The organism is Cedecea sp. VD22 (genome assembly GCF_037150195.1).
Taxonomy (GTDB): domain Bacteria; phylum Pseudomonadota; class Gammaproteobacteria; order Enterobacterales; family Enterobacteriaceae; genus Cedecea.
In genome coordinates, this window is sequence record NZ_JBBCPX010000010.1 from 137,002 (window position 1) to 160,086 (window position 23,085).

General features: G+C 55.3%; 20 protein-coding genes. 10 read left to right on the forward strand and 10 right to left on the reverse strand.

Going from position 1 to position 23,085, the window contains the following annotated elements:
• Positions 1-8 precede the first annotated feature (8 nt).
• Both aaeA and aaeX read right to left on the reverse strand, forming a co-directional pair.
• Positions 9-941 (reverse strand): p-hydroxybenzoic acid efflux pump subunit AaeA, encoded by a 933-nt coding sequence (gene aaeA, locus WFK85_RS17175; RefSeq protein WP_008454891.1) that lies wholly within the window; start codon positions 939-941, stop codon positions 9-11.
• Positions 942-948: 7 nt separating this feature from the next.
• Entirely contained in the window at positions 949-1,152 is a 204-nt protein-coding gene (gene aaeX / locus WFK85_RS17180) for a p-hydroxybenzoic acid efflux pump operon protein AaeX (RefSeq protein ID WP_008454892.1), read from the reverse strand.
• Positions 1,153-1,329: 177 nt separating this feature from the next.
• On the opposite strand from aaeX, the gene aaeR reads away from it, so the two are divergent.
• Positions 1,330-2,277 carry an HTH-type transcriptional activator AaeR gene (gene aaeR / locus WFK85_RS17185; protein WP_034807694.1) on the forward strand — a complete coding sequence of 316 codons (948 nt, stop codon included), beginning with the start codon at positions 1,330-1,332 and terminating at the stop codon, positions 2,275-2,277.
• A 17-nt stretch (positions 2,278-2,294) separates the two neighbouring features.
• Here the strand turns inward: aaeR and tldD are convergent, their stop codons facing one another.
• The 8 genes from tldD to csrD all read right to left on the reverse strand — a co-directional run bounded on the left by tldD (position 2,295) and on the right by csrD (position 14,729).
• Positions 2,295-3,740 carry a metalloprotease TldD gene (tldD, locus tag WFK85_RS17190; protein WP_336708951.1) on the reverse strand — a complete coding sequence of 482 codons (1,446 nt, stop codon included), beginning with the start codon at positions 3,738-3,740 and terminating at the stop codon, positions 2,295-2,297.
• Positions 3,741-3,826: 86 nt separating this feature from the next.
• Positions 3,827-7,639 carry an AsmA2 domain-containing protein YhdP gene (yhdP, locus tag WFK85_RS17195; protein ID WP_336708950.1) on the reverse strand — a complete coding sequence of 1,271 codons (3,813 nt, stop codon included), beginning with the start codon at positions 7,637-7,639 and terminating at the stop codon, positions 3,827-3,829.
• Positions 7,640-7,837: 198 nt separating this feature from the next.
• Complete coding sequence (gene rng, locus WFK85_RS17200) at positions 7,838-9,307, reverse strand: ribonuclease G (RefSeq protein ID WP_008454897.1); 1,470 nt, start codon at positions 9,305-9,307, stop codon at positions 7,838-7,840.
• A complete protein-coding gene (locus tag WFK85_RS17205) occupies positions 9,297-9,890 on the reverse strand; it encodes a Maf family protein (RefSeq protein ID WP_336708949.1) in 594 nt (197 codons plus the stop codon). Before WFK85_RS17205 ends, rng begins: the two co-directional genes overlap by 11 nt.
• Positions 9,891-9,899: 9 nt before the next feature.
• Positions 9,900-10,388 (reverse strand): rod shape-determining protein MreD, encoded by a 489-nt coding sequence (gene mreD, locus WFK85_RS17210; RefSeq protein WP_008454899.1) that lies wholly within the window; start codon positions 10,386-10,388, stop codon positions 9,900-9,902.
• Positions 10,388-11,374 carry a rod shape-determining protein MreC gene (gene mreC / locus WFK85_RS17215; protein ID WP_008454901.1) on the reverse strand — a complete coding sequence of 329 codons (987 nt, stop codon included), beginning with the start codon at positions 11,372-11,374 and terminating at the stop codon, positions 10,388-10,390. Before mreC ends, mreD begins: the two co-directional genes overlap by 1 nt.
• A gap of 64 nt (positions 11,375-11,438) precedes the next feature.
• Positions 11,439-12,482, reverse strand: a complete 1,044-nt coding sequence (gene mreB / locus WFK85_RS17220; protein WP_000913396.1) for a rod shape-determining protein MreB — start codon at positions 12,480-12,482, stop codon at positions 11,439-11,441.
• A gap of 306 nt (positions 12,483-12,788) precedes the next feature.
• Positions 12,789-14,729 carry an RNase E specificity factor CsrD gene (gene csrD, locus WFK85_RS17225; RefSeq protein WP_336708948.1) on the reverse strand — a complete coding sequence of 647 codons (1,941 nt, stop codon included), beginning with the start codon at positions 14,727-14,729 and terminating at the stop codon, positions 12,789-12,791.
• A 207-nt stretch (positions 14,730-14,936) separates the two neighbouring features.
• Between csrD and acuI the strand changes: the two genes are divergently transcribed.
• The 9 genes from acuI to prmA all read left to right on the forward strand — a co-directional run bounded on the left by acuI (position 14,937) and on the right by prmA (position 22,868).
• Positions 14,937-15,911 (forward strand): acrylyl-CoA reductase (NADPH), encoded by a 975-nt coding sequence (gene acuI, locus WFK85_RS17230; RefSeq protein WP_336708947.1) that lies wholly within the window; start codon positions 14,937-14,939, stop codon positions 15,909-15,911.
• A 113-nt stretch (positions 15,912-16,024) separates the two neighbouring features.
• On the forward strand, positions 16,025-17,029 hold the full coding sequence (gene msrP, locus WFK85_RS17235; protein WP_336708946.1) for a protein-methionine-sulfoxide reductase catalytic subunit MsrP: 1,005 nt from the start codon (positions 16,025-16,027) through the stop codon (positions 17,027-17,029).
• Positions 17,030-17,629 carry a protein-methionine-sulfoxide reductase heme-binding subunit MsrQ gene (msrQ, locus tag WFK85_RS17240; RefSeq protein WP_336708945.1) on the forward strand — a complete coding sequence of 200 codons (600 nt, stop codon included), beginning with the start codon at positions 17,030-17,032 and terminating at the stop codon, positions 17,627-17,629.
• Positions 17,630-17,860: 231 nt separating this feature from the next.
• The gene (aroQ, locus tag WFK85_RS17245; protein WP_008454912.1) at positions 17,861-18,313 is read left to right on the forward strand and encodes a type II 3-dehydroquinate dehydratase; all 453 of its coding nucleotides are present in this window, start codon (positions 17,861-17,863) and stop codon (positions 18,311-18,313) included.
• Between the two features lie 22 nt (positions 18,314-18,335).
• Positions 18,336-18,815 carry an acetyl-CoA carboxylase biotin carboxyl carrier protein gene (gene accB, locus WFK85_RS17250; RefSeq protein ID WP_008454913.1) on the forward strand — a complete coding sequence of 160 codons (480 nt, stop codon included), beginning with the start codon at positions 18,336-18,338 and terminating at the stop codon, positions 18,813-18,815.
• Positions 18,816-18,825: 10 nt separating this feature from the next.
• Positions 18,826-20,172, forward strand: a complete 1,347-nt coding sequence (accC, locus tag WFK85_RS17255; protein ID WP_008454915.1) for an acetyl-CoA carboxylase biotin carboxylase subunit — start codon at positions 18,826-18,828, stop codon at positions 20,170-20,172.
• Between the two features lie 113 nt (positions 20,173-20,285).
• Positions 20,286-20,528, forward strand: coding sequence for a YhdT family protein (locus tag WFK85_RS17260; RefSeq protein WP_008454917.1), 243 nt, complete (start codon positions 20,286-20,288; stop codon positions 20,526-20,528).
• Positions 20,518-21,972, forward strand: coding sequence for a sodium/pantothenate symporter (panF, locus tag WFK85_RS17265; protein WP_166994979.1), 1,455 nt, complete (start codon positions 20,518-20,520; stop codon positions 21,970-21,972). The genes WFK85_RS17260 and panF overlap by 11 nt, the downstream gene beginning before the upstream one ends.
• Positions 21,973-21,983: 11 nt before the next feature.
• Complete coding sequence (gene prmA, locus WFK85_RS17270; protein ID WP_166994977.1) at positions 21,984-22,868, forward strand: 50S ribosomal protein L11 methyltransferase; 885 nt, start codon at positions 21,984-21,986, stop codon at positions 22,866-22,868.
• Positions 22,869-23,085: the final 217 nt, after the last annotated feature.

Below are 23,085 nucleotides of genomic sequence, written 5' to 3' on the forward strand. Positions count from 1 at the left end.
CGGCCTGCTTAACCGAACTCGCGCAGACGATGCATCAGCTTAATAAAGGCTGAGTCATTCTCCGCTTTGCGGTCTTTTTCTCCCGTCACAACGACGGTGGCCGTTGTCCCGGCGGGATACAGATTCCCCATCTGTTCATCAAGGCGGATTCTGACCGGCACACGCTGAGCAAGGCGCACCCACTCAAGGTTGGAGTCGACCGTTGCCATGCCTTTTGAATCGCTGGTACTGCTGGCGTTTGTCACTCCGGCAGAGATGCTGTCGACGCTGCCGCGCAGCACGCGGTTACTGCCAAGCGGCGTGATCTGTACGCGATAGCCCGGACGAATTCCTTCCAGTTTGGTTTCTTCCATGTAGGCCAGAATGTAGAACGAATTCTGTTTCACCAGCGCGACGGACGCCGCGCCGCGGTTAATAAATTCCCCGGTGTGCACGTTAAGGTTGGTTACCCAGCCGTCCGCTGGGGCACGAATGACCGTGCGCTGCAGGTCTAGTTTGGCCAGATCGCGCGTCGCCTGGGCTTTATCTAGTTGATGAAGAACGGTTTGCAGCGAGTTGTTGGACTGATCAATCTCTTCGCGCGACATGGCCTGAATGCCAAGGGAGTTACGCCGTCCGGCTTCACGACGTTTTTCAGAGGACAGCGCCTGGTAATAAGCCACGTCTGCTTCGGCCTGCTCGAGCGCTTTCTGGTAGCGCGGCTGGTCGATGGTGAACAGCACCTGGTCTTTTTTCACCAGTTGGTTGTCCTGAACGTTCACGCTGGTGATAAGCCCGGACACGTCCGGCGCAATGGCAACAACGTCAGCGGTGAAACGCGCGTCTCGTGTCCATGGGGATTCGGTGTAAAACACCCACGCACGGAAGATAGCGATGAAGGCCAGCAGCACCAGCAAAAGCGTGATAGCGGTACGGGTTATGTTTCTTGTTAGTATTTTCACATCAACCTCAAACGAACAAACGCGAAATCAGATAAAAAAGGCAGCAATAGAGCGCTGTATTGAATAATGCAGGGTGCCAGACAAAATCATAAATGCCGGTTGGGGTCAGCAGCCGACGCGCCAGCCAGAACGCGGCGAGCGACAGAATTAATTCGAAGAATATCGGCGGAAAGGAAAGACCGAATATTACGATAACCGGAAATAGACTCATTTTGACCTTGATAAGATAATGCAGGCGATACATAACTCGACGACAAACCGCGACGGAGAGGCCAGAAAAGGCGGGCGAGCGTGCGGTATGAGTTATGTTAATAATAATATATTAACGTAACTGTTACCCTGTTATCTATAATGTGTGATCTAAATCACTTTTCACTCAGAGTGAACAATGGAACGACTGAAACGTATGTCGGTGTTTGCCAAAGTCGTTGAACTTGGCTCCTACACCGCTGCCGCAAGGCAGCTACAAATGAGCGTCTCTTCCATCAGCCAGATCGTGTCCAAGCTGGAAGATGAGCTACAGGTTAAGCTGCTTAACCGCAGCACCCGCAGCATTGGCCTGACCGAAGCCGGTAAAATTTATTATCAAGGCTGCCGCAAAATGCTGCACGAAGCACAGGAAGTCCACGAGCAGCTTTACGCCTTTAACAACACGCCTATCGGCACGCTGCGCATCGGTAGCTCTTCAACTATGGCACAGAATGTTCTCGCCGACATGACCGCCGAAATGCTGCGTGAACATCCCGGCCTGACCGTCAACCTGGTCACCGGCATACCGGCACCTGACCTGATTGCCGATGGTCTTGATTTGGTCATTCGCGTCGGCGCTTTGCAGGATTCGAGCCTGTTTTCCCGCAGGCTGGGGTCAATGCCAATGGTGGTTTGTGCCGCCAAAAGCTATCTGCACATTCACGGCACACCTGAAAAACCGGCTGATTTGGCTAACCATTCATGGCTGGAATACAGCATCCGGCCGGATAACGAATTTGAGCTGATTGCGCCCGAAGGGATCTCGACCCGCCTGTTGCCGCAGGGCCGCTTTGTCACCAACGATCCAATGACGCTCAGCCGGTGGCTGAAAGCCGGGGCAGGTATTGGCTATGCGCCGCTGATGTGGGTGATCGACGAGATCAATAGCGGACAGCTGGAGATCCTGTTCCCTCGCTATCAGTCCGATCCCCGTCCGGTGTACGCGCTGTATACCGAAAAAGACAAACTGCCGCTGAAGGTGCAGGTATGTATTAACTATCTGACGAACTATTTTGTGAAGGTAGCGGAGCTTTATCAGGGCGTGCAGGGCAGGAACGGGAAGGCAAAACAAACGGGCCGGAGCTAGTCCGGCCTCATATTAACTCAGGCAGTGCCGCCCACGGTCAGGTTATCAACCTTCAGGGTTGGCTGGCCGACGCCAACCGGCAGGCTTTGGCCTTCTTTACCGCAGACGCCGACGCCGTTATCCAGCGCCAGATCGTTCCCAACCATCGAAATTTGCTGCATGGTTTCGATGCCGGACCCAATCAGCGTGGCGCCTTTCACTGCCCTGGTCACCTTCCCTTTTTCAATCAGGTAGGCTTCCGAGGTGGAGAACACAAACTTGCCGGAGGTGATGTCTACCTGACCACCGCCGAAGTTTGGCGCGAAGATGCCGTAATCCACGGACTCGATAATCTCCTGCGGCGTGGATTTCCCGGCCAGCATGTAGGTGTTGGTCATGCGCGGCATCGGCAGGTGGGCATAGGACTCACGGCGACCGTTCCCGGTAGGCGCCACGCCCATCAGGCGGGCATTGAGCTTGTCCTGCATATAGCCTTTAAGAATGCCGTTTTCGATCAGCACGTTGTAATGACCCGGCACGCCTTCGTCATCAATAGAGACGGAACCACGGCGGTTAGCCATCGTGCCATCATCCACCACGGTACAGAGTTCGGAGGCCACCAGCTGGCCCATCTGGCCGCTGAAGACCGAAGTCCCGCGACGGTTAAAGTCGCCTTCCAGACCGTGCCCGACCGCTTCGTGCAGCAGCACGCCTGGCCAGCCTGCGCCCAGTACCACCGGAAGCATTCCCGCCGGAGCAGCAACGGCGGACAAATTAACCATCGCCATGCGCACGGCTTCTTTCGCCCAGGCATCAGCCCGCACTTCGCCGTTCACGCTTTCCAGGAAATACTCATAGCCAAAACGACCGCCGCCGCCGCTTGCACCGCGCTCGCGCTTGCCGTCTTCCTCAACCTGAACGCTAACCGACAGGCGTACCAGAGGGCGAACATCAGCCGCCAGCGTCCCGTCCGTGGCCGCAACCAGGATCAATTCATACACGCCGGTCAGGCTGGCGCTAACTTCCTGCACCCGGGCATCCGCGGCGCGCGCAACGCTGTCCACGCGTCTCAGGATGTCGAGCTTCTCTTCACGCGTCATGCTTAGCAGCGGATCGGCGCTGGTATAAAGCGCACTATGCGGAACGTTACCCAGCGTACGGGCGCGTCCGTCGCCCTGCTCACGAACGATGCTGCGGGCCGCATGAGCGCTTTGCTCCAGCGCTTGCAAAGTAATTTGATCGGCATAGGCAAACCCGGTTTTCTCACCGCTAACCGCACGAACGCCAACGCCCTGATCGATATTCCATGAACCGTCTTTAATAATGCGGTCTTCCAGCACCCAGGATTCATGATAGCTGGACTGGAAATAGAGATCGCCGTAGTCGAGACGGCGCTCGGACAGCTGCCCGAGAATGGAAAACAGATCTTGATGGGTTAAGCCATTCGCAGACAGCAACTGCTCACTTACCAGGTTAAGACTCATCGTTTCGCTACTCTTATTGCTTATCGCCCGTTTGGCGAGGAATGGTTTATTTATGGAGCTTGCGGCAATTAACCGCTAACGTCAAATCAGTGAGCTTCGCTGGTGCGCGGCTGCCGCAGCACTTCATCAATTTTCGGTTTATCTACCGGGCCGGTAATGCTGTAGCGCAGCACCGAGATTTTGCTCCACAGCGGGCCAAGCACTTTACTGGCGGCAAACACCGCGGCGCCGACTATTGGGTTAACCGCAAAAGCGGTAGCCACGCCTACCGTCGCGGAGATTTCAGGGGCAACAACCGCTTCCATATTTAGCTCACGACGGACTAAGTCCACCGAGCCTTTCATCGCGATATCCGCCTCAAGCCCGTCAACCAGCGTGTCGTCAGTATGCAATACGCCATCTTTTATCCAGGCGGTGCTGCGAATCGAGTCGTAGTAGAATCCGCTGCCAAAGGTATCGCTAAAATCGAAACGGAGTTTGCGAAGCAGCGCGTCAAAGCTGACCAGGCGCAGAAGTTGGCCCGCATGGCCCGTGCTGACGTCGGTAATTTGCCCTTTCCCCAGCCTGGTATGCAGAATACCGTTCAGCGAAGCTTCATCCGGCTTCCAGGGTACCGCCCGCCAGTGCAGGTCATAATCAACGTCGAAAGAAGAGCCCTGCAGCGGCGTTTTCACGCCAAAGAAGTTCGCGGCCGCGTCGAGCTTCTCGCCCTTCAGCTTGCCTTTCAGGGAAGTACGTTCGCTGCCGGGCTTATTCACCCATTCACCGTCGGCGGTGAGGCGAGCAAAGCCGGTATCAATCAGCCCATTGGCCAGCTGCAGCGTGTCGCCATTAATGGTCACATCCCCATCGATACGGCCATATTTCTGTCCCCACAGCCAGCACTCCGCGCAGCGCAACTGCACATTTGGCCAGCCACGGAAGCTAAGCGTATCGCCGCTTTCCGGGACCTGCTGCGTCTTCGTTCCGTTTGCACCACTCGGGAGAACGCTCCAGTTCGGGTTGAAATAAAGATACTTAACGCTGGCCTGCCAGAGCGCGTTGTTCTTCATGTTCAGCGAGGCATTAATTTCACGCCCCTGGGCCTCAACCTGCGTGCCGTTCATCTCCGGGCGAGAAACCAGGCTCAGGTTATGCCATTGCTGGCCCGCCAGCGTTAATGCCGGGGTCCGCAGTGTCACTGCGGACGGGAAGACGGCAGATCCCCCAACGCTGTCCGCCGCGCCTTCACTGAAGAGCGCCAGCCACTGAGCGCCGTCCATTGCAGGGAGATCGAGCTCCACGCCCGGTTGCTCTGGCAGAGGCGGCACAGTTTTACTGTCCGTCGCCCAAATAGCCCGGTCGAGGGTGAGTTTCTTATTCAGCAGCCAGCGGCTGGAGAAGTGATTGAGCGCGCCTGCATTGCCCGTGAGATCGAAGCTCTTTAAATCGCCCTTAACGGCGATATTCAGCGGCAGCGCTGCCCCGGATTTTTTATCTACAGGCGCAGGTAAGTGACTGCTCACATTCTTCAGATCGCCCGCCAGATCGACCTTGTAACTGGCGCTGCCGTGATAAGGCAGCGTAATACCCACGTCGCCTTTCCACGCGATGTTTCCGCTGAGCGCGTCGTTGACCTGCTTCGGCAACACACCGGTTTTATTGGGCTGCCAGTCGCCGCTCAGGTTGACGCCAATCTGATAGTCTTTATCGCCAGTTTTGGTGTTGAAGTTCAGGCTCACCGGCTGATTAAACCAGCTCGCGCTCATCGCTTCACTCTGCAGGTCACCGTTGGTAAAGCTGAATTTGCCGCTCAGATTATGCAGCGTACTGTTCAGCGGTTTGATCAGCAGCGTGTTGTTGTTCAGCCGCACATCGCCTTTGGCCGTTGTCATTTCACCAGTGAGAGGAATATCCAGATGTAAGCGGGCATTCACATCGCCGCCAATCTGGAGTTCATCCAGCGCGGCAGCCAGGGAATCCTCCAGCGGCGTATCTTTGAAATAAGGCCCTACCGCATTGCCCGGGCCATTGATGTCGGCATCTATCAGCAGCTTTTCTTTGGCATAATCGGGGATGTTTGCCGTCAAGTTAGTGGCCGTTACACCGCCCAGCTTGACCGACTTGCTGTTCATCCACAGCCCGTTATTGATGAAATCTAGCGTGATATCGAGGTTTTCCAGCGCAGGCCAGTCCGGCTGGAAAGCAAATTTTGCGTTACGAAGCGGGACGTACACCTCAAACTGGCCTTCATTGTGCTCGTAGGGGAAAAGATGTGGGTTGCCGCCGTACACCAGCGTGGCGTTATCGGCCTGGCCACCCTGAATCGCCGAGCTGAGATAATCCGTCAGCTCTTTGCCCATCAGGTTTTCCGGGAAGTAGCGCCAGGCGTCCGCACCGTTATCGGTGCTAATGCCCGCCAAAATGCCCAGCCACGGATCGCCGCTGGCGGGCTGGAAGTAGCGGAAATCGCCACGCGCCCAAACGGAGCGAGCCTTAACGTCGATATTCTTGCCGTCTAGCTGGAAGCCGTCTGCGTTTTTCTGCCAGGCAAGCGTCGCTACGCCTTTCTCAATCTCAAGCGGCGCGCGGAAGACGGTTTCATAAGGCATTTTTGCGTCGGTTATTTCGGCATTAAGCTGCCCGTTTGCGACGCTGCCGGTCACCGATCCTGAGAAGTGCTCCGCGCCAGGCAACAGTTTCCACTGCTTCCAGCTCACATCTTTCCACCGGGCCTGCAGACGAGTCAGCTCGGTTTGCTGGAGCGGAATGTCCAGCGCCAGCACGTCAATGTGGCCCTGAGGCTGCAGCGAAGTCCAGATATCCCCCAGCTGCGGCGAAATTTTGGCGGCAATCGGCAACAGGCCATTAAACCTGTCCAGTTCCATATTGCTGGCGCGTACGCGAAGTTCATCGCTGCGCTGGCTTTGTTTCCCGCCTACATCCTGCGGGGCTACCCAGGCCACAGAGAGCGAGCCTTTCGGCCACGCCTGGTCATCCAGCGTGATATTGGTAGAAGGGACGGAGATCTGCCAGCTGGATTTCTCCCGGCTGACCTGAGCGGTAAGATTATCGACCGAAAGCGAGTGCGTCACGCTGCCGGAACCCGGCCAGCTTGCCCCGCCTTTTTTCAGCCAGATGCTGCCGCCGCTGATATCCCCTTCTTTCACATCCATCCAGGCTTCGAGGCTAAAACGGGCGCTTTTCAGGTCGACATTGTCTTCCATCCAGCGGCCCAGCCAGGGCTTCACGTCGACGTCATCTGCCTGCAGCCAGACCTTGCCGTTGTTCAGAATCCCGTTTTCATCCCGCAGATCCATACGAACGTTGGCCACGCCGTGCTGGCCGTTAAAGCTGGACAGGCTGACCTGGCCTTCTGCGCGGTGGCGGTTTTTACCGTTAAGCCAGGTCAGTTGAGGAATAGAAAGTTCGGCCCGCTGGCCGGAGAGCGTCAGGAAGCTAAGGGAGCTGTCGCGAAGATCGAAGTGATCGAACTGACGAAGGAAAAGATCGCTGATTTTGTCCGCTTCCAGCGTACCATCTCCACCGTTCTGGCTGAGCGGCGTGTTGGTACGCATTTGCAGTTGATAGAAGGTCAGGTCACGAAACTGCCAGCGAGCGTGCAGCAGGCTTTGCCAGACATCCAGCGCCAGCGTAACGCGTTTGATACTCAGCGTGCCGCCGTCTTTGAGGCCGGCCTTAACGTCGCGAACATCAAGCGTGGGGCCAAAATTCTCCCAGCTTGCCTGTAACTTACTGACTTCCACCGGCAAACCTGTGGCGGCTTCAATTTTATCCAGCAGCGCGGGCCGCCAGGCATCCAGGTGCGGCAAAACGAGCCGCAGGCCACTCACCAGTAGCGCGACGATAACAACCAACGTTACGCCTGTGAGCAGCAGAATGCCGGGCAGTCGCCTCACCTTTCTCTCCTTGTCAGCCTTACGGGCAAAATGCACATCCGCACATTTGAGGTTGCTGACAAAGAGGGAAAAAGCGTGGTTTTTCCCTCTTTGTGATTATCAGCCGAAAATCAACGAATTGATTTTCCTGTTTTTTTTGACTAAACGTCTGGTATTTCTTCTATCATCAGAGGTTTGTCAGTCGTCTGCAATGCGAATTTACATCATCACGACGTCGAACTGCTCCTGATTGTAGAGCGGTTCAATCTGAACTTTGACCTGTTTACCCACAAAGATTTCTACTTCAGCCAGCGCGTGAGACTCTTCGCTTTTCAACGCCTCGCCCACCGCAGGAGAAGCATAGACCAGGAAACGGTCGGAATCGTAGGCATGATGCACACGAACGATTTCACGCATAATTTCGTAGCAAACCGTTTCCACCGTCTTTACGGTGCCGCGACCGTGGCAGGTCGGGCATTCGTTGCACAGCACATGCTCTACGCTTTCGCGCGTGCGCTTGCGAGTCATCTCGACCAGGCCGAGCTGGGAGAAGCCGTTAATGCTGGTCTTCACGCGATCTTTGCTCAGCGCCTGCTCGAGAGAATGCAGCACGCGGCGGCGGTGATCTTCATTACTCATATCGATGAAGTCGATGATGATAATGCCGCCCAGATTACGCAGCCGGAGCTGGCGCGCGATGGCCTGAGTCGCTTCGATATTTGTATTAAAAATTGTGTCGTCGAGATTGCGATGGCCCACGAACGCGCCGGTATTAATATCCACCGTGGTCATCGCTTCGGTCTGGTCAATCACCAGATAGCCGCCAGACTTCAGTTCCACCTTACGCTCCAGCGCACGCTGGATTTCATTCTCAACGTCGTAGAGATCGAAAATCGGCTGGCGGCCGCTGTAATGCTCGATTTTGCTGGTCATCTCCGGCATGTACTCGGCGGTAAATTCCAGCAGCATTTCGTAAGTCAGGCGGGAATCAACGCGAATTCTGTCCAACGCCGCGTCGGCAAAATCACGCAATACGCGCTGGGCCAGCGCCAGTTCACCGTACATCTGGTAGCGGGTTTGATTGCGTTTTTTACGCTCGCTGACCTTGGTCCATACGCGCTTCAGGTAAGCCGCATCAGAGGCTAAATCTTCTTCACACACGCCTTCCGCAGCGGTACGAATAATGAAACCACCTTGCTCATCGCAATACTCATTCACGATACGCTTCAGGCGGTCGCGCTCGGCTTCGCTTTCGATACGTTGGGAAACACCCACGTGAGAAGCGCCGGGCATGAAAACGAGGTAACGGGAAGGAAGCGTGATGTCGGTGGTCAGGCGAGCGCCTTTGGTGCCCAGCGGATCTTTGACCACCTGCACCATTAAATCCTGCCCCTGGCGAACCAGTTCGGCGATGTCGCGCACGCTAAAGTTCTTTTGCTCCTCACCGGCGACGCACTCGGTGTGCGGCATAATGTCAGAAGCATGAAGGAATGCCGCCTTGTCCAGGCCAATATCTACAAACGCCGCCTGCATTCCAGGCAACACCCGGCTAACGCGACCTTTGTAGATATTCCCTACTATTCCGCGGCGCGCTTCGCGCTCAATATGAATTTCTTGCAGTATGCCACCGTCAATATAGGCCACCCGCGTCTCTGATGGGGTAACGTTGACTAATAGTTCAGCCGTCATCTTTTCCTCGTCCGTCACGCAGCGCGTGAAAATTGCTCAGCAACTCACCAGTTTCCACCAGCGGTAATCCCACCACTGCATGATAACTGCCATTAATCCTTTTAACGAAACAGCCACCAAGCCCCTGAATGCCGTAAGCTCCGGCTTTGTCCATAGGTTCACCGCTGGCAATATAATCGGCAATATCCTGTTCGGATAAGCGGCGGAACGTCACATCGGTCACCACCAACGCTTCCAGCACCTGACTGGCGTCGGCAATAGCAACTGCCGTCATCACCTGATGCTGATTGCCGGAGAGCAAACGTAGCATCTGTGCGGCATGCTCTGTATCCCGTGGTTTTTCCAGCACTTCGCCGTTGAAGATAACGATTGTATCCGCACCCAGTACAGGCAAATCTTCGGCGGCCATCTCCACCCCGGCCTGCGCTTTTTCGCGCGCCAGACGGCGAACATACTGTTCCGCGCTTTCGTGCGGCTGCCGCTGTTCTTCAATGCCAGGCACGAGGCGCTCGAAAGAAACGCCCAGCAGGATCAGAAGCTCCTGACGGCGAGGCGAACCGGATGCCAGATACAACGTAGTCATGTTTACCTTTTATTGCACAGCGAATTGCTGGCGAACTTTGCGCATTAACAGGAAAATCCAGGGCCACAGGATACCGTTAACTACACTACTCCAGAACACTTCCGGTCTGAAAGAGACGTTGATCACTAAAAATTCTGACCAGAAAACAATGATGTCTGTGACCAGCGAGAGCAGCATGACAACCAGCGCCTGCTGCCAAAGGGCGAGGTTACGGAAAAGCTGGTATTTCAGCGCCACCAGGTAAGCCACAATACTCAATGATAGAGCACGCACGCCGAGCGTGGAGCCGCTAATCAAATCCAGTATGGCGCCCACAATAAAACCCGTCCCGACGTTAACGCGGTGCGGCAGGGCTAAAATCCAGTAAAGCAGAATCAACAATACCCAATCCGGCCGGTAAAACTTGAGGTCATCCGGCCAGGGCATGACCTGCAGTAGCAGGGCAATCAAAAATGAAAGCCAGATAACCCAACGGCCCTGGCTGCGATAACTTCCCACTACTGTGCTCCCGTAGCAGGCTGTGTGATACCGGTTGCTGGCGCTGGGACCGGCGCAGGAGGGCCCATTGAACCCGGCGGCGGCAGAACCTGAGGCATCATCTGCATCAGGCGCTCATTGGCCACGCGGTGGACTTCCTCTGGCGGCATTGGCGACGAGCCGTTTTTATCCGCGCCCCAAAGCAGCAACAGATAACGCAGACGCTGCAGACCGGCGGTAGGACGAGCCTGAATCACGGTATAGGCGCGCTGGGTATCCAGCTTAACGGATGATACAACGCCAACCGGGTAGCCTTCAGGGAAGCGGCCGCCAAGACCAGAAGTCACCAGCACATCGCCGACACGAATATCGGTATTGGCCGGCAGATGCTCCAGCTGCAGATCGTCCGTGCAGCCGTTACCGGCGGCAATCACGCGGATATCGTTACGCAGTACCTGAATAGGCAGCGCGTGAGTGGCATCGCAAATCAGCAGCACCCGGCTGGTCAGCTTCGCGACTGCGACAACCTGGCCGACAACGCCTTTATCACTAATAACCGGCTGACCTTCGTACACGCCGTTCACGCTGCCCTTGTCGATCACCACCTGATCGCTGTACGGATCGTTAACGGTGGAGATGACCTGGGTCACCATTTTTTGTTCATCCTGACGCAGCGGGGAACCGAGCAGCTCGCGCAGGCGCGCGTTCTCCTGCCGGTATTGACCCAGCATCAGCAATTCACTGTTTTTCAGGATTAACTCCTGACGCAGAACCCGATTTTCAAGTTCAAGCTGGTCGCGCGAGGCCAGCGTTTGAGACACGCTGTCGAGTAATTCACGGGGACCATTAGAGACAAAATAGAAAGGACTGACGGCTGTATCCATGTATGTTCGAATCTGGCTGAACATACCGAGGCGACTGTCGGCGATAATGACACCAAGCGCCACCAGCACCGCCAAAATAAGGCGAATCTGTAGCGACGGGCCACGGCTAAAAATTGGCTTCATAGGCTATGCGTATTCCCAAACCAGCAAGCAGGGGCAGCGCAAAGCTCCCCCTGGCCTGTGGCTGTTACTCTTCGCTAAACAAGTCGCCGCCGTGCATGTCGATCATTTCCAGTGCCTTGCCGCCGCCGCGGGCAACACAGGTCAGTGGATCTTCTGCAACTACTACCGGGATACCCGTCTCTTCCATCAGCAGGCGATCGAGGTTACGCAGCAATGCGCCACCGCCGGTCAGAACCATACCGCGCTCGGAGATATCGGATGCCAGCTCTGGCGGGCACTGTTCCAACGCAACCATCACCGCGCTAACAATACCGGTCAGTGGCTCCTGCAATGCTTCGAGGATTTCGTTAGAGTTCAGGGTGAAGCCGCGTGGCACACCTTCAGCCAGGTTACGGCCGCGAACTTCGATCTCACGCACTTCATCGCCCGGGTAGGCAGAACCGATTTCGTGTTTGATACGTTCCGCGGTCGCTTCACCAATCAGTGAACCGTAGTTACGGCGCACATAGTTAATGATAGCTTCATCGAAGCGGTCACCGCCGATACGTACGGAAGAGGAGTAAACCACGCCGTTCAGGGAGATAACGGCCACTTCGGTGGTACCGCCACCGATATCCACAACCATGGAGCCGGTTGCTTCAGATACCGGCAAGCCTGCGCCAATTGCCGCAGCCATAGGTTCTTCAATCAGGAACACTTCACGTGCGCCTGCACCCTGTGCGGATTCACGAATAGCACGGCGTTCAACCTGGGTAGCACCTACCGGCACACACACCAGCACGCGCGGGCTTGGGCGCATGAAACTGTTGCTGTGAACCTGTTTGATAAAGTGCTGCAGCATTTTCTCAGTCACGAAGAAGTCAGCGATAACGCCGTCTTTCATCGGACGAATAGCCGCGATGTTGCCCGGGGTACGGCCCAGCATCTGTTTAGCATCATGGCCTACGGCCGCAACGCTTTTTGGCGAGCCGGCGCGGTCCTGGCGAATGGCCACAACGGAGGGCTCATTCAGTACGATGCCTTGTCCTTTCACATAAATCAGGGTATTCGCAGTACCCAGGTCAATGGACAGGTCATTGGAAAACATGCCACGAAATTTTTTCAACATACTAAGGGATAATCCTGAAAGCTGGGGCGGATACAAAATCCGCTTACTTTACCAACCACACGCTACAGCGACAAGGCGCAAAAATGTTCTGCAACGGTGAAAAATAGTGCAGTTCACTACGGCTGTAACACTTTTGAAACGTCTTCCTACATGGCGTTCAGAAATGCGGCAAACGCGGTAGAATAAACGAACAGCTAACAGCAGCAAACCGGTTCATAACGGCTGCGACAATCTGGCTGGCAGGCTGACTAGCCCCCTTGAGATGCAGCGCGCGTTATTCTACGTGAAATAATGGCAAACGGCAGGTTAAACCGAGTATCTTTGTGAATATTTTTTCACATTACTGTCAAGCGGCTGAGATGCGGCGATAAAATCGCCCTGCGCCCCCGCAACCCCGTTATCAATCAGCGTCTGCCACTCGCCGCGGGTCCTCACTCCTGTGGCAAAAACATGGATTCGCGTCCCGTTACAGGCTTCAACCAGGCTCTTCACAAAAAGCTGGTTTTCGGTACGCTTGCCGATGTTTCTGACCAGACCCGGATGCAGCTTGATTAACTCCACATCCAGCTCTTTTATATAAGTTGTGCTGACGACCGTTAATCCCGCCTGGATAATCACAACCCTTGCCCCTAATGCAGTGATTAACCTTACAACATGTTGCAATCGGCTGATGTGTTGACAGACATCTGCCTCAGCAAGTTCAAAAATAATCCGTGCGCGCTTCGATTTTTCGCACTGCATCAGCGAATCACGCAGCCAGCGCTGGAATGGGGCGCGGATCAGCGAGTCAACGGTAATTTGAATGGCAAGGGTTTCTTCCGGCCAGAAGTTTAGCAGCGGCAACAGCCTGGACACGATCTGCCGATCATATTGTTCGGATAAACCAAATTGCCTGACCATCGGCATGTATTCAGCCGACAACACCTCCTGCTCACCGTCGAAGATACGGCACATGATTTCACGGTGGTGAACCACCCCATGTTTATCAACCGCGGGTTTCTGGTAAAAGCGCGGGCCGCCCTGCTTGAGGACCTGCTCAAGCAAAGTGCGCCATTTCACGTTGCCCCGACCCTGTTCCGGGAGCTTATCGTCGTATACGGACCAGCTGTTGGCCCCCTGGAAAGCGGCGTTGCGGGTCGCGATTTCCGCATGCTCCATAACCTGCTCTTTTGTTTGCCCGCTGCGCCATGCGCAAATGCCAATGTGCAGCATATCGCTACGATCAACCATACGGGTTGACGGCAGCGCATCCACGGAATTCAGCAGTTGGCTGGCAATACCATCCGCTTCTTTCAGCGTACGGTGCGGCAGCAATACCGCAAAATCACTGCGGAAATAGCGGGCTAATAACGCGCCAGGGTAGCGCATCACAAAGGTCGAGAGCAGGTTAACCAAAGTGAATAAGTATTCTTCAACCGGGCCGTTGCCCCAGGTCTCTTTTAATAGCTCGAAATCAGGCAGGCGAATCATCATCACCACGCCGTGAGCACCGACTTGCTCCTGGCCTTCCAGCAGCGTGGCCAGTTGGTTATCAAAGAACAAACGGTTATTGAGGCCGGTTTTAATGTCCTGGGCGGCAAATGCCCTGATGAGGGTATCCACGCGGCTTCGCTGCTCGCTGGCGCTTTGCAGGTCCGAAAGTAGGGCATCCATTGCGCTGCTCACCAGCGGCGGCCATTCATGCACGGAACCACGCACTTCTGCCCCTCGCTCCCCGCTAATGATTTTTCCGGCTCTGATTTCCAGCAGCTCTTGCCCGGAAAGCTGTCGTCTCAGCCAGCGCCCGGCCAGGAAGAGCACCACCAGCATAAAAGCGACCGCCGCAGTTAATGGCGTCGTGGTAAACATGGCGTGATAGTAGACAGCAATCGGGTCGAGATAAGTCAGCTGCAGCGTCATACCTGGGTGCTTCATCAACGCGACGTTAATAGTGCGGTAGGTATATTGCGTCCCTGCCGGGCGATAGCCTTCGGGTAAAACGTGCTGGAAGAGGTAAGTTTTATCCGCCATCAGGCGAATTTCGGTGATATCCACCGGTATCATCAGCTCGCTAAAGTGATCCACCAGATCCTGGGGCGAGCGTGAGACCAGTTGGTTATCAACGATCGTGGCAACCGCCATAATGCGCTGCTGAGTTTTGTCGTGAACAGAGTTATAGAAACTTAGCAGGCACCCAAAGAGCGTAACGAAAATCGCAAGCCCGGTTAAAAGGGTAATAAAGGCTGAAAGTTTCGTCGTTAATCGCATCCCTGTGTTAACTCCGGTTAGTGAAAATTAACCACACTCATCATGGGCCCCAAACGAGGAAGCATTAAATAGCAAAGGCCGACCTCAGGCAAACGAAACCCCTCGGGAATTTCTGAGCATTTATTGCGTCAGGTCGGCTCTTCACATCAGTATCGGAGTATAGTCTGCTAAGATTTTTTTCCCATTGCTACCGACCGAGGAACGCCCATGCAGGCATTAATCCTGGAACAGTCCGAAGGCCAAACCCTGGCCGCGGTAAAAACGATCGACCACGACGCGTTGCCAGAAGGCAACGTCACCGTGGAGATTGATTACTCCAGCCTGAATTACAAAGACGCGCTGGCCATCACCGGCAAAGGCAAAATCATCCGTAATTTCCCGATGGTGCCGGGCATCGACTTTGCTGGCAAAGTGCTCACCAGTGAGGACACTCGTTTTCAGCCGGGCCAGGCGGTGCTGCTCACCGGCTGGGGCGTTGGAGAAAACCACTGGGGTGGCCTGGCAGAAGCCGCACGGGTAAAAGGTGACTGGCTGGTTGCAATGCCCGAAGGTTTAGATGCGCGCAAGGCGATGATTATCGGCACGGCCGGTTTTACCGCGATGCTCTGCGTGATGGCACTTGAAGACGCAGGTGTGACGCCAGAAAGCGGCGAAATCGTCGTCACTGGCGCAAGCGGCGGCGTAGGCAGCACTGCCATCGCGCTGCTGCACAAACTGGGCTATAAGGTGGCCGCCGTATCCGGCCGCGAAAGTACGCATGATTACCTTCGCAGCCTCGGTGTCGACCGTATTCTTGGCCGCGATGAGTTCGCCGAAACCCGTCCGCTGGAAAAACAGCTCTGGGCCGGCGCCATTGATACCGTCGGCGATAAAGTGCTGGCGAAAGTTCTGGCGCAAATGAACTACGGCGGCTGCGTGGCGGCCTGTGGCTTAGCCGGTGGCTTCGCGCTACCAACCACCGTCATGCCGTTTATTCTGCGTAATGTTCGCCTGCAGGGTGTGGATTCCGTCATGACGCCGCCGGATCGCCGCGCGGCCGCCTGGGCACGCCTCGTGAAAGACTTGCCGGATGCCTTCTACCAGCAAGCAACGACCGAAATCGGCCTGGCAGAAGCGCCAAAGTACGCCAGCGATATCATTAACAACGCCGCTCAGGGCAGAACCCTGGTAAAAGTGCGTTAAACCTTGCCCGAGGAGCGACGCCCTGTCGCTCCTCAAATTTCAATTTTTCGTGACATATTCGCCGGAACGCTTTCTCTCGGTCATGCTTAGGCTATCGCTACGAGGAGAACGTCATGAAAAAGGTCACCCGGCTCACCGAAGCCGACGTTACGCCAGAATCCGTGTTTATGATGAAGCGCCGCCAGGTACTGAAAGCGCTGGGCATCAGCGCGGCCGCCCTGTCACTCCCTCAGACAGCCAACGCCGATATTCTGTCCTGGTTCAAAGGTCACGATCGCCCCCCGGCACCTGCCGGCAAACCGCTGACGTTCACTAAGCCAGAAGAGTACCAGGCCAAACTGGCCCTGACCCCGGAAGACAAAGTCACGGGCTACAACAACTTCTATGAATTTGGCCTGGATAAGGCCGACCCTGCCGCTAACGCCGGCGGGCTGAAAACCGATCCCTGGCAGATTAAAATCAGCGGCGAAGTGGCTAAACCCATGACGCTCGATCACGATGACCTTTATAAGCGCTTCCCGCTGGAAGAGCGCATTTACCGTATGCGCTGCGTTGAGGCATGGTCGATGGCCGTCCCCTGGATTGGCTTCCCGCTTCACAAGCTGCTCGATATGGTTGAGCCCACCAGCAACGCAAAATACGTTGCCTTTGAAACGCTTTATGACCCGGAGCAGATGCCGGGCCAAAAGGACCGGTTTATCGGGGGCGGGCTGCAATACCCTTATGTAGAAGGATTGCGGCTGGATGAAGCGATGCATCCGCTCACGCTGTTAACCGTGGGCGTTTATGGTAAAGCTCTGCCGCCGCAAAACGGCGCACCGATTCGCCTTACGGTGCCGTGGAAATATGGTTTTAAAGGCATTAAATCGATTGTCAGCATAAAACTGGTGCGCGAGCTGCCGCCTACGACATGGAACCTTGCCGCACCGAATGAATATGGTTTCTACGCCAACGTAAACCCGCACGTTGATCACCCTCGCTGGTCACAGGCTTCAGAACGCTTTATTGGCTCGGGCGGCGTGCTGGACGTTAAGCGCCAACCCACCCTGCTGTTCAACGGCTACGCAGACCAGGTCGCCTCGCTGTATCGCGGCCTGAACCTGAAGGAGAACTTCTGAGTGCGCCTGACGGTAAAACAGATTACCTGGCTGAAAGTGGGGCTTCATCTGGCCGCTTTCCTGCCCTTCGTCTGGCTGTTTTACGCGGCAAGCCAGGGACTTTTTAGCGCCGACCCGGCAAAAGACATTCAGCATTTTACCGGCAGAATGGCGCTCAAACTGCTGCTGGCGACGTTACTTGTCACGCCACTCGCGCGTTACGCTAAACAGCCGCTATTGATTCGTACCCGCCGCCTGTTGGGCGTATGGTGCTTCGTCTGGGCGACGCTGCACCTCACCAGCTATTCCCTGCTTGAGCTAGGGATCAGCAATCTTGGCCTGCTTGGCCAGGAACTGGTTTCCCGCCCTTATCTTACGCTGGGTATCATTTGCTGGATTATCCTGCTGACCCTGGCCGTGACGTCGACCCAGCGAGCGCAGCGTTTTTTGGGTGCCCGCTGGCAGAAATTGCATAACTTCGTCTATCTGGTCGCGATCCTCGCACCGATTCATTTCCTCTGGTCGGTTAAGATTTTGTCCCCTCAACCCTTGCTTTATGCGCTGGGCGCGATCATTCTTCTTGCACTTCGCTACAAGAAGTTTCGCCAGTGGTGGCGCTAGCCAAAAAGCGTGTGCTTCTCCGCAGAATAAACATCGATCGGTATCCTTAACTGGATATCGGTTGATCATCTTCCCTGATAAGACCAGTATTTAGCTGCCAAATGCTACGAAATCGTTATAATGTGCGACTTCGGTTTTTTCTGACGACCATTTTCGGTTCGAAAAGGTGACAACCGGAAAACTTAGGTATATTTTGTAAATTGCCTACTAATCGCAGGAGATGGCAGCACGATGTCGGGTGAATTTCACATTTTGCTTTTGAATGGCCCTAATCTAAACATGCTGGGCACGCGGGAGCCGGAGAAGTACGGCCACCAGACGTTAGCAGAAATTGTTAACACGCTTGAGGCGGAGGCAACCAGCCTTGGCGTGACGCTCAGTCACCTGCAATCTAACGCCGAATATGCGTTGATTGACCGAATTCATCAGGCCAAAGACACTGTCGACTTTATCCTGATTAATCCGGCCGCGTTCACGCATACCAGCGTCGCGCTGCGCGATGCGTTACTGGCGGTGGATATCCCGTTTATCGAGATTCACCTCAGCAATGTGCACGCGCGTGAACCGTTCCGCCATCATTCCTATCTATCAGATAAGGCCATCGGCGTGATCTGCGGATTAGGCGCTGACGGCTATTCATATGCTTTACAGACGGCGGTAAAACGCCTGTCAAAATCCATCTAAACAAAGAGTACGGAACCCACTCATGGATATTCGTAAGATTAAAAAACTGATCGAGCTGGTTGAAGAATCAGGCATCGCTGAACTGGAAATTTCTGAAGGCGAAGAGTCTGTACGCATCAGCCGCTCCCCGGCAAACGCTGGTTTCCCAATGATGCAACAGGCTTACGCTGCGCCAATGTACCAGCCGCAGCCACAGCCGGGTCTGGCTCAGGCCGTTGCACCAGCCGCAACCCCAGCAATGGAAGCCCCTGCTGCTGCTGAAGTCAGTGGTCACATCGTACGTTCCCCAATGGTCGGTACCTTCTACCGTACCCCTAGCCCGGATGCCAAAGCGTTTGTGGAAGTGGGCCAGAAAGTTAACGTGGGCGACACCCTGTGCATCGTTGAAGCAATGAAAATGATGAACCAGATCGAATCAGATAAAGCCGGTGTGGTGAAAGCAATTCTGATTGAGAATGGTCAGCCGGTAGAATTTGACGAGCCGCTGGTCGTCATCGAGTAACGAGGCGAACATGCTGGATAAAATTGTCATCGCCAACCGCGGCGAGATTGCACTGCGTATTCTTCGTGCCTGTAAAGAACTGGGCATCAAGACTGTCGCTGTGCACTCAAGTGCGGACCGCGATCTGAAACACGTATTACTGGCGGATGAGACGGTCTGTATCGGCCCGGCTCCGTCCGTAAAAAGCTACCTGAACATCCCGGCAATCATCTCTGCGGCGGAAATCACCGGCGCGGTAGCGATTCACCCGGGTTACGGCTTCCTGTCAGAAAACGCCAACTTTGCCGAGCAGGTTGAGCGTTCCGGCTTTATCTTCATCGGCCCGAAAGCTGAAACTATCCGCCTGATGGGCGACAAAGTTTCCGCGATCACCGCGATGAAAAAAGCGGGCGTACCGACGGTACCAGGTTCTGACGGCCCACTGGACGGCGACATGGATAAAAACCGTGCCCATGCAAAACGCATCGGCTACCCGGTGATTATCAAAGCCTCCGGCGGCGGCGGCGGTCGTGGTATGCGCGTAGTGCGCAGCGACGCGGAGCTCGAGCAATCCATCAACATGACCCGTGCGGAAGCCAAAGCGGCTTTCAACAACGACATGGTTTACATGGAGAAATACCTCGAGAACCCACGCCATATCGAGATTCAGGTTCTGGCCGACGGCCAGGGGCACGCTATCTATCTGGCTGAACGTGACTGCTCCATGCAGCGCCGCCACCAGAAAGTCGTTGAAGAAGCACCTGCCCCGGGCATCACGCCTGAGCTGCGTAAATTCATCGGCGACCGCTGCGCCAAAGCCTGTATCGACATTAACTATCGCGGCGCAGGTACCTTTGAGTTCCTGTTCGAAAACGGCGAGTTCTATTTCATCGAAATGAACACCCGTATTCAGGTAGAACACCCGGTTACCGAAATGATCACCGGCGTTGACCTGATCAAAGAGCAGCTGCGTATCGCAGCCGGTCAGCCGCTGTCCATCAAACAGGAAGACGTTCACGTTACCGGCCACGCGGTGGAATGCCGTATCAACGCCGAAGACCCGAACACCTTCCTGCCAAGCCCGGGCAAAATCACGCGCTTCCACGCGCCTGGTGGTTTTGGCGTGCGTTGGGAATCGCATATCTACGCCGGTTACACAGTACCGCCGTACTACGATTCAATGATTGGGAAGCTCATCTGCTACGGCGAAACGCGTGAAGTGGCTATTGCCCGCATGAAAAACGCCCTGGCAGAACTGATTATCGATGGCATCAAAACCAATATCGATCTGCAGACCAAAATCATGAACGACGAAAACTTCCAGCACGGTGGAACCAACATCCACTATCTGGAGAAGAAACTCGGTCTTCAGCACTAAGTTTCCGTTGAACATGTCGACAAAAGGCCGGATTTCCGGCCTTTTTCTTTTTTTATCCTCCGACAGGATGGATGCGTTACAATCCCCGCTTTCTGCGAACTCAAGGGACAAAAATGGACAACCGTTTTGTTCAGGCCCATAAAGAAGCGCGCTGGGCGCTCTGGCTGACCTTGCTCTATCTTGCCGCATGGTTAGTGGCTGCTTACTTACCTGACAATACACAGGGGATCACCGGCTTGCCGCACTGGTTCGAGATGGCCTGCCTGCTGGTGCCGCTACTTTTTATCCTGCTTTGCTGGCTGATGGTGAAATACTTATTCCGCGACATTCCTCTGGGGGATGACCATGCAAAATGAAGTGATTGCCGTGCTGGTTATCTACCTGATCGCGGTCTTTGGTCTTTCCGTTTATGCCATGCGCCAGCGCACATCCGGCACCTTCCTGAGTGAATATTTCCTCGGCAGTCGTTCGATGGGCGGCTTCGTCCTGGCCATGACGCTCACCACCACCTACATCAGCGCCAGTTCGTTTATCGGCGGCCCGGGTGCAGCCTATAAGTTCGGCCTGGGCTGGGTGCTGCTGGCCATGATTCAGATCCCAACGATCTGGCTTTCTCTGGGGATCCTCGGGAAGAAATTCGCTATCCTGGCACGCCGCTATAACGCCATCACGCTGAATGACATGCTCCAGGCTCGCTACCAGAATCGGGCCGTCGTCTGGATTGCCAGCATTAGCCTGTTGGTCGCGTTTGTTGGCGCGATTGCCGTCCAGTTCATCGGTGGCGCGCGTCTGCTGGAAACCGCCGCAGGGATAAAGTATGAAACTGGCCTGCTGATTTTCGGGATCACCATCGCGCTCTATACGTCCTTCGGCGGCTTCCGCGCCAGCGTGCTCAACGACACCATGCAGGGCATGGTAATGCTCATAGGCACCATCGTGCTGCTGGTCGGCGTGGTTCATGCCGCTGGCGGGCTGGGCAACGCGGTACAAACGTTAGAACACATCGATCCGAAACTCGTCAGCCCTCAGGGCGCGGGTGACATTCTGACGCCAACGTTTATGGCTTCCTTCTGGGTACTGGTCTGTTTTGGCGTGATCGGCCTGCCCCACACGGCGGTACGCTGCATCTCTTATAAAGACAGCAAAGCCGTGCACCGCGGCATCATCATAGGCACCATTGTGGTCGCAATCCTGATGCTGGGCATGCACCTTGCTGGCGCGCTGGGCAGAGCGGTACTCCCGGGCCTGACGGTGCCGGATCTGGTTATCCCTACGCTGATGATGCAGGTTCTGCCGCCCTGGGCCGCTGGGTTATTCCTGGCCGCGCCAATGGCCGCCATTATGTCCAACGTGAACGCCCACTTGCTGCAGGCCTCCGCGACGATCGTGAAAGACCTGTGGCTTAGCGCAAGTCCGACTAAAATTCATCAGGAGCGCCGTCTGAAGCGTATTTCCACCACCACGACGCTGGTGCTGGGCATTCTGATGATGCTGGCCGCCTGGCGACCACCTGAGATGATTATCTGGCTTAATCTGCTGGCCTTCGGGGGCCTTGAGGCCGTTTTCCTGTGGCCGCTGGTGCTGGGCCTCTATTGGGAGAAAGCGAACGCAGCAGGCGCGCTGAGCGGCATGATTGTCGGCGGCGGACTATACGCGGTGCTCGCCAGTTTTGGCCTGCAGCTTCTGGGCTTCCACCCGATTGTGCCTTCGCTCCTGTTCAGCTTGCTGGCGTTCCTGATAGGTAACCGTTTTGGTCGTGCCGTTCCGGAGCCCCTTCTTGTTTCCACTACTGATAAATAAAGAGTTTCGCCATGCCATGGATCCAACTGAAAATTAACACCACCGGCGGCAACGCTGAAAGCTTAGGCGATGCGCTGATTGAAAGCGGGGCGGTTTCCGTCACCTTCCAGGACACCCACGATACGCCGGTCTTTGAACCGCTGCCGGGTGAAACTCGCCTTTGGGGCGATACCGACGTTATCGGCCTGTATGACGCGGAAACCGACATGGAAGAAGTTGTCGCTATCCTCGAGCACTGCCCTTTGTTAGGCCAGGGTTTCCACCACAAAGTGGAACAGCTGGAAGATAAAGACTGGGAGCGCGAATGGATGGACAACTTCCACCCAATGCGCTTCGGCAACCGCCTGTGGATCTGCCCAAGCTGGCGCGATGTGCCGGATGCAACTGCCGTGAACGTGATGCTCGACCCGGGTCTGGCGTTTGGCACCGGAACCCATCCAACCACCTCGCTGTGCCTCGAATGGCTCGACGGCCTGGACCTGGCGGGCAAAACTGTGATCGACTTTGGTTGCGGCTCCGGGATCCTGGCGATTGCCGCTCTTAAACTGGGGGCCGCAAAAGCTATCGGCATCGATATCGATCCGCAGGCAATTCAGGCGAGCCGCGATAACGCTGAGCGTAACGGTGTTTCTGACCGGCTTGAGCTTTACCTGCCGAAAGATCAGCCAGAAGTCATGAGCGCCGACGTGGTGGTCGCTAACATCCTGGCAGGCCCTTTGCGTGAGTTAGCGCCGTTAATCAGCGTGCTGCCTGTTGAGGGCGGTTTACTTGGCCTTTCCGGCGTTCTGGCAAGCCAAGCCGAAGGGGTGTGTGAAGCTTATGTCGATAAGTTCACGCTTGACCCGGTTGCGGAAAAAGAAGAGTGGTGCCGTATCACCGGCCGCAAGCAAGGCTGATCAAAATAACGGCATACGGACATCGCGCCGTGTGCCGTTTTCAGCCAGTTTTAGTGAACAAGCCACATGTAAAAATGAGAGCTTGTTCGCATAAAAACCCCAAAACCGACCACAAAAACAGCGGTTTATCTGGTAAAAATAGCCTGTTGGACAGCATATTTCTGCTAACTTTCAGGAAAATTTAAAACAGCATGAAATAAACGAAAAATCCTAACCA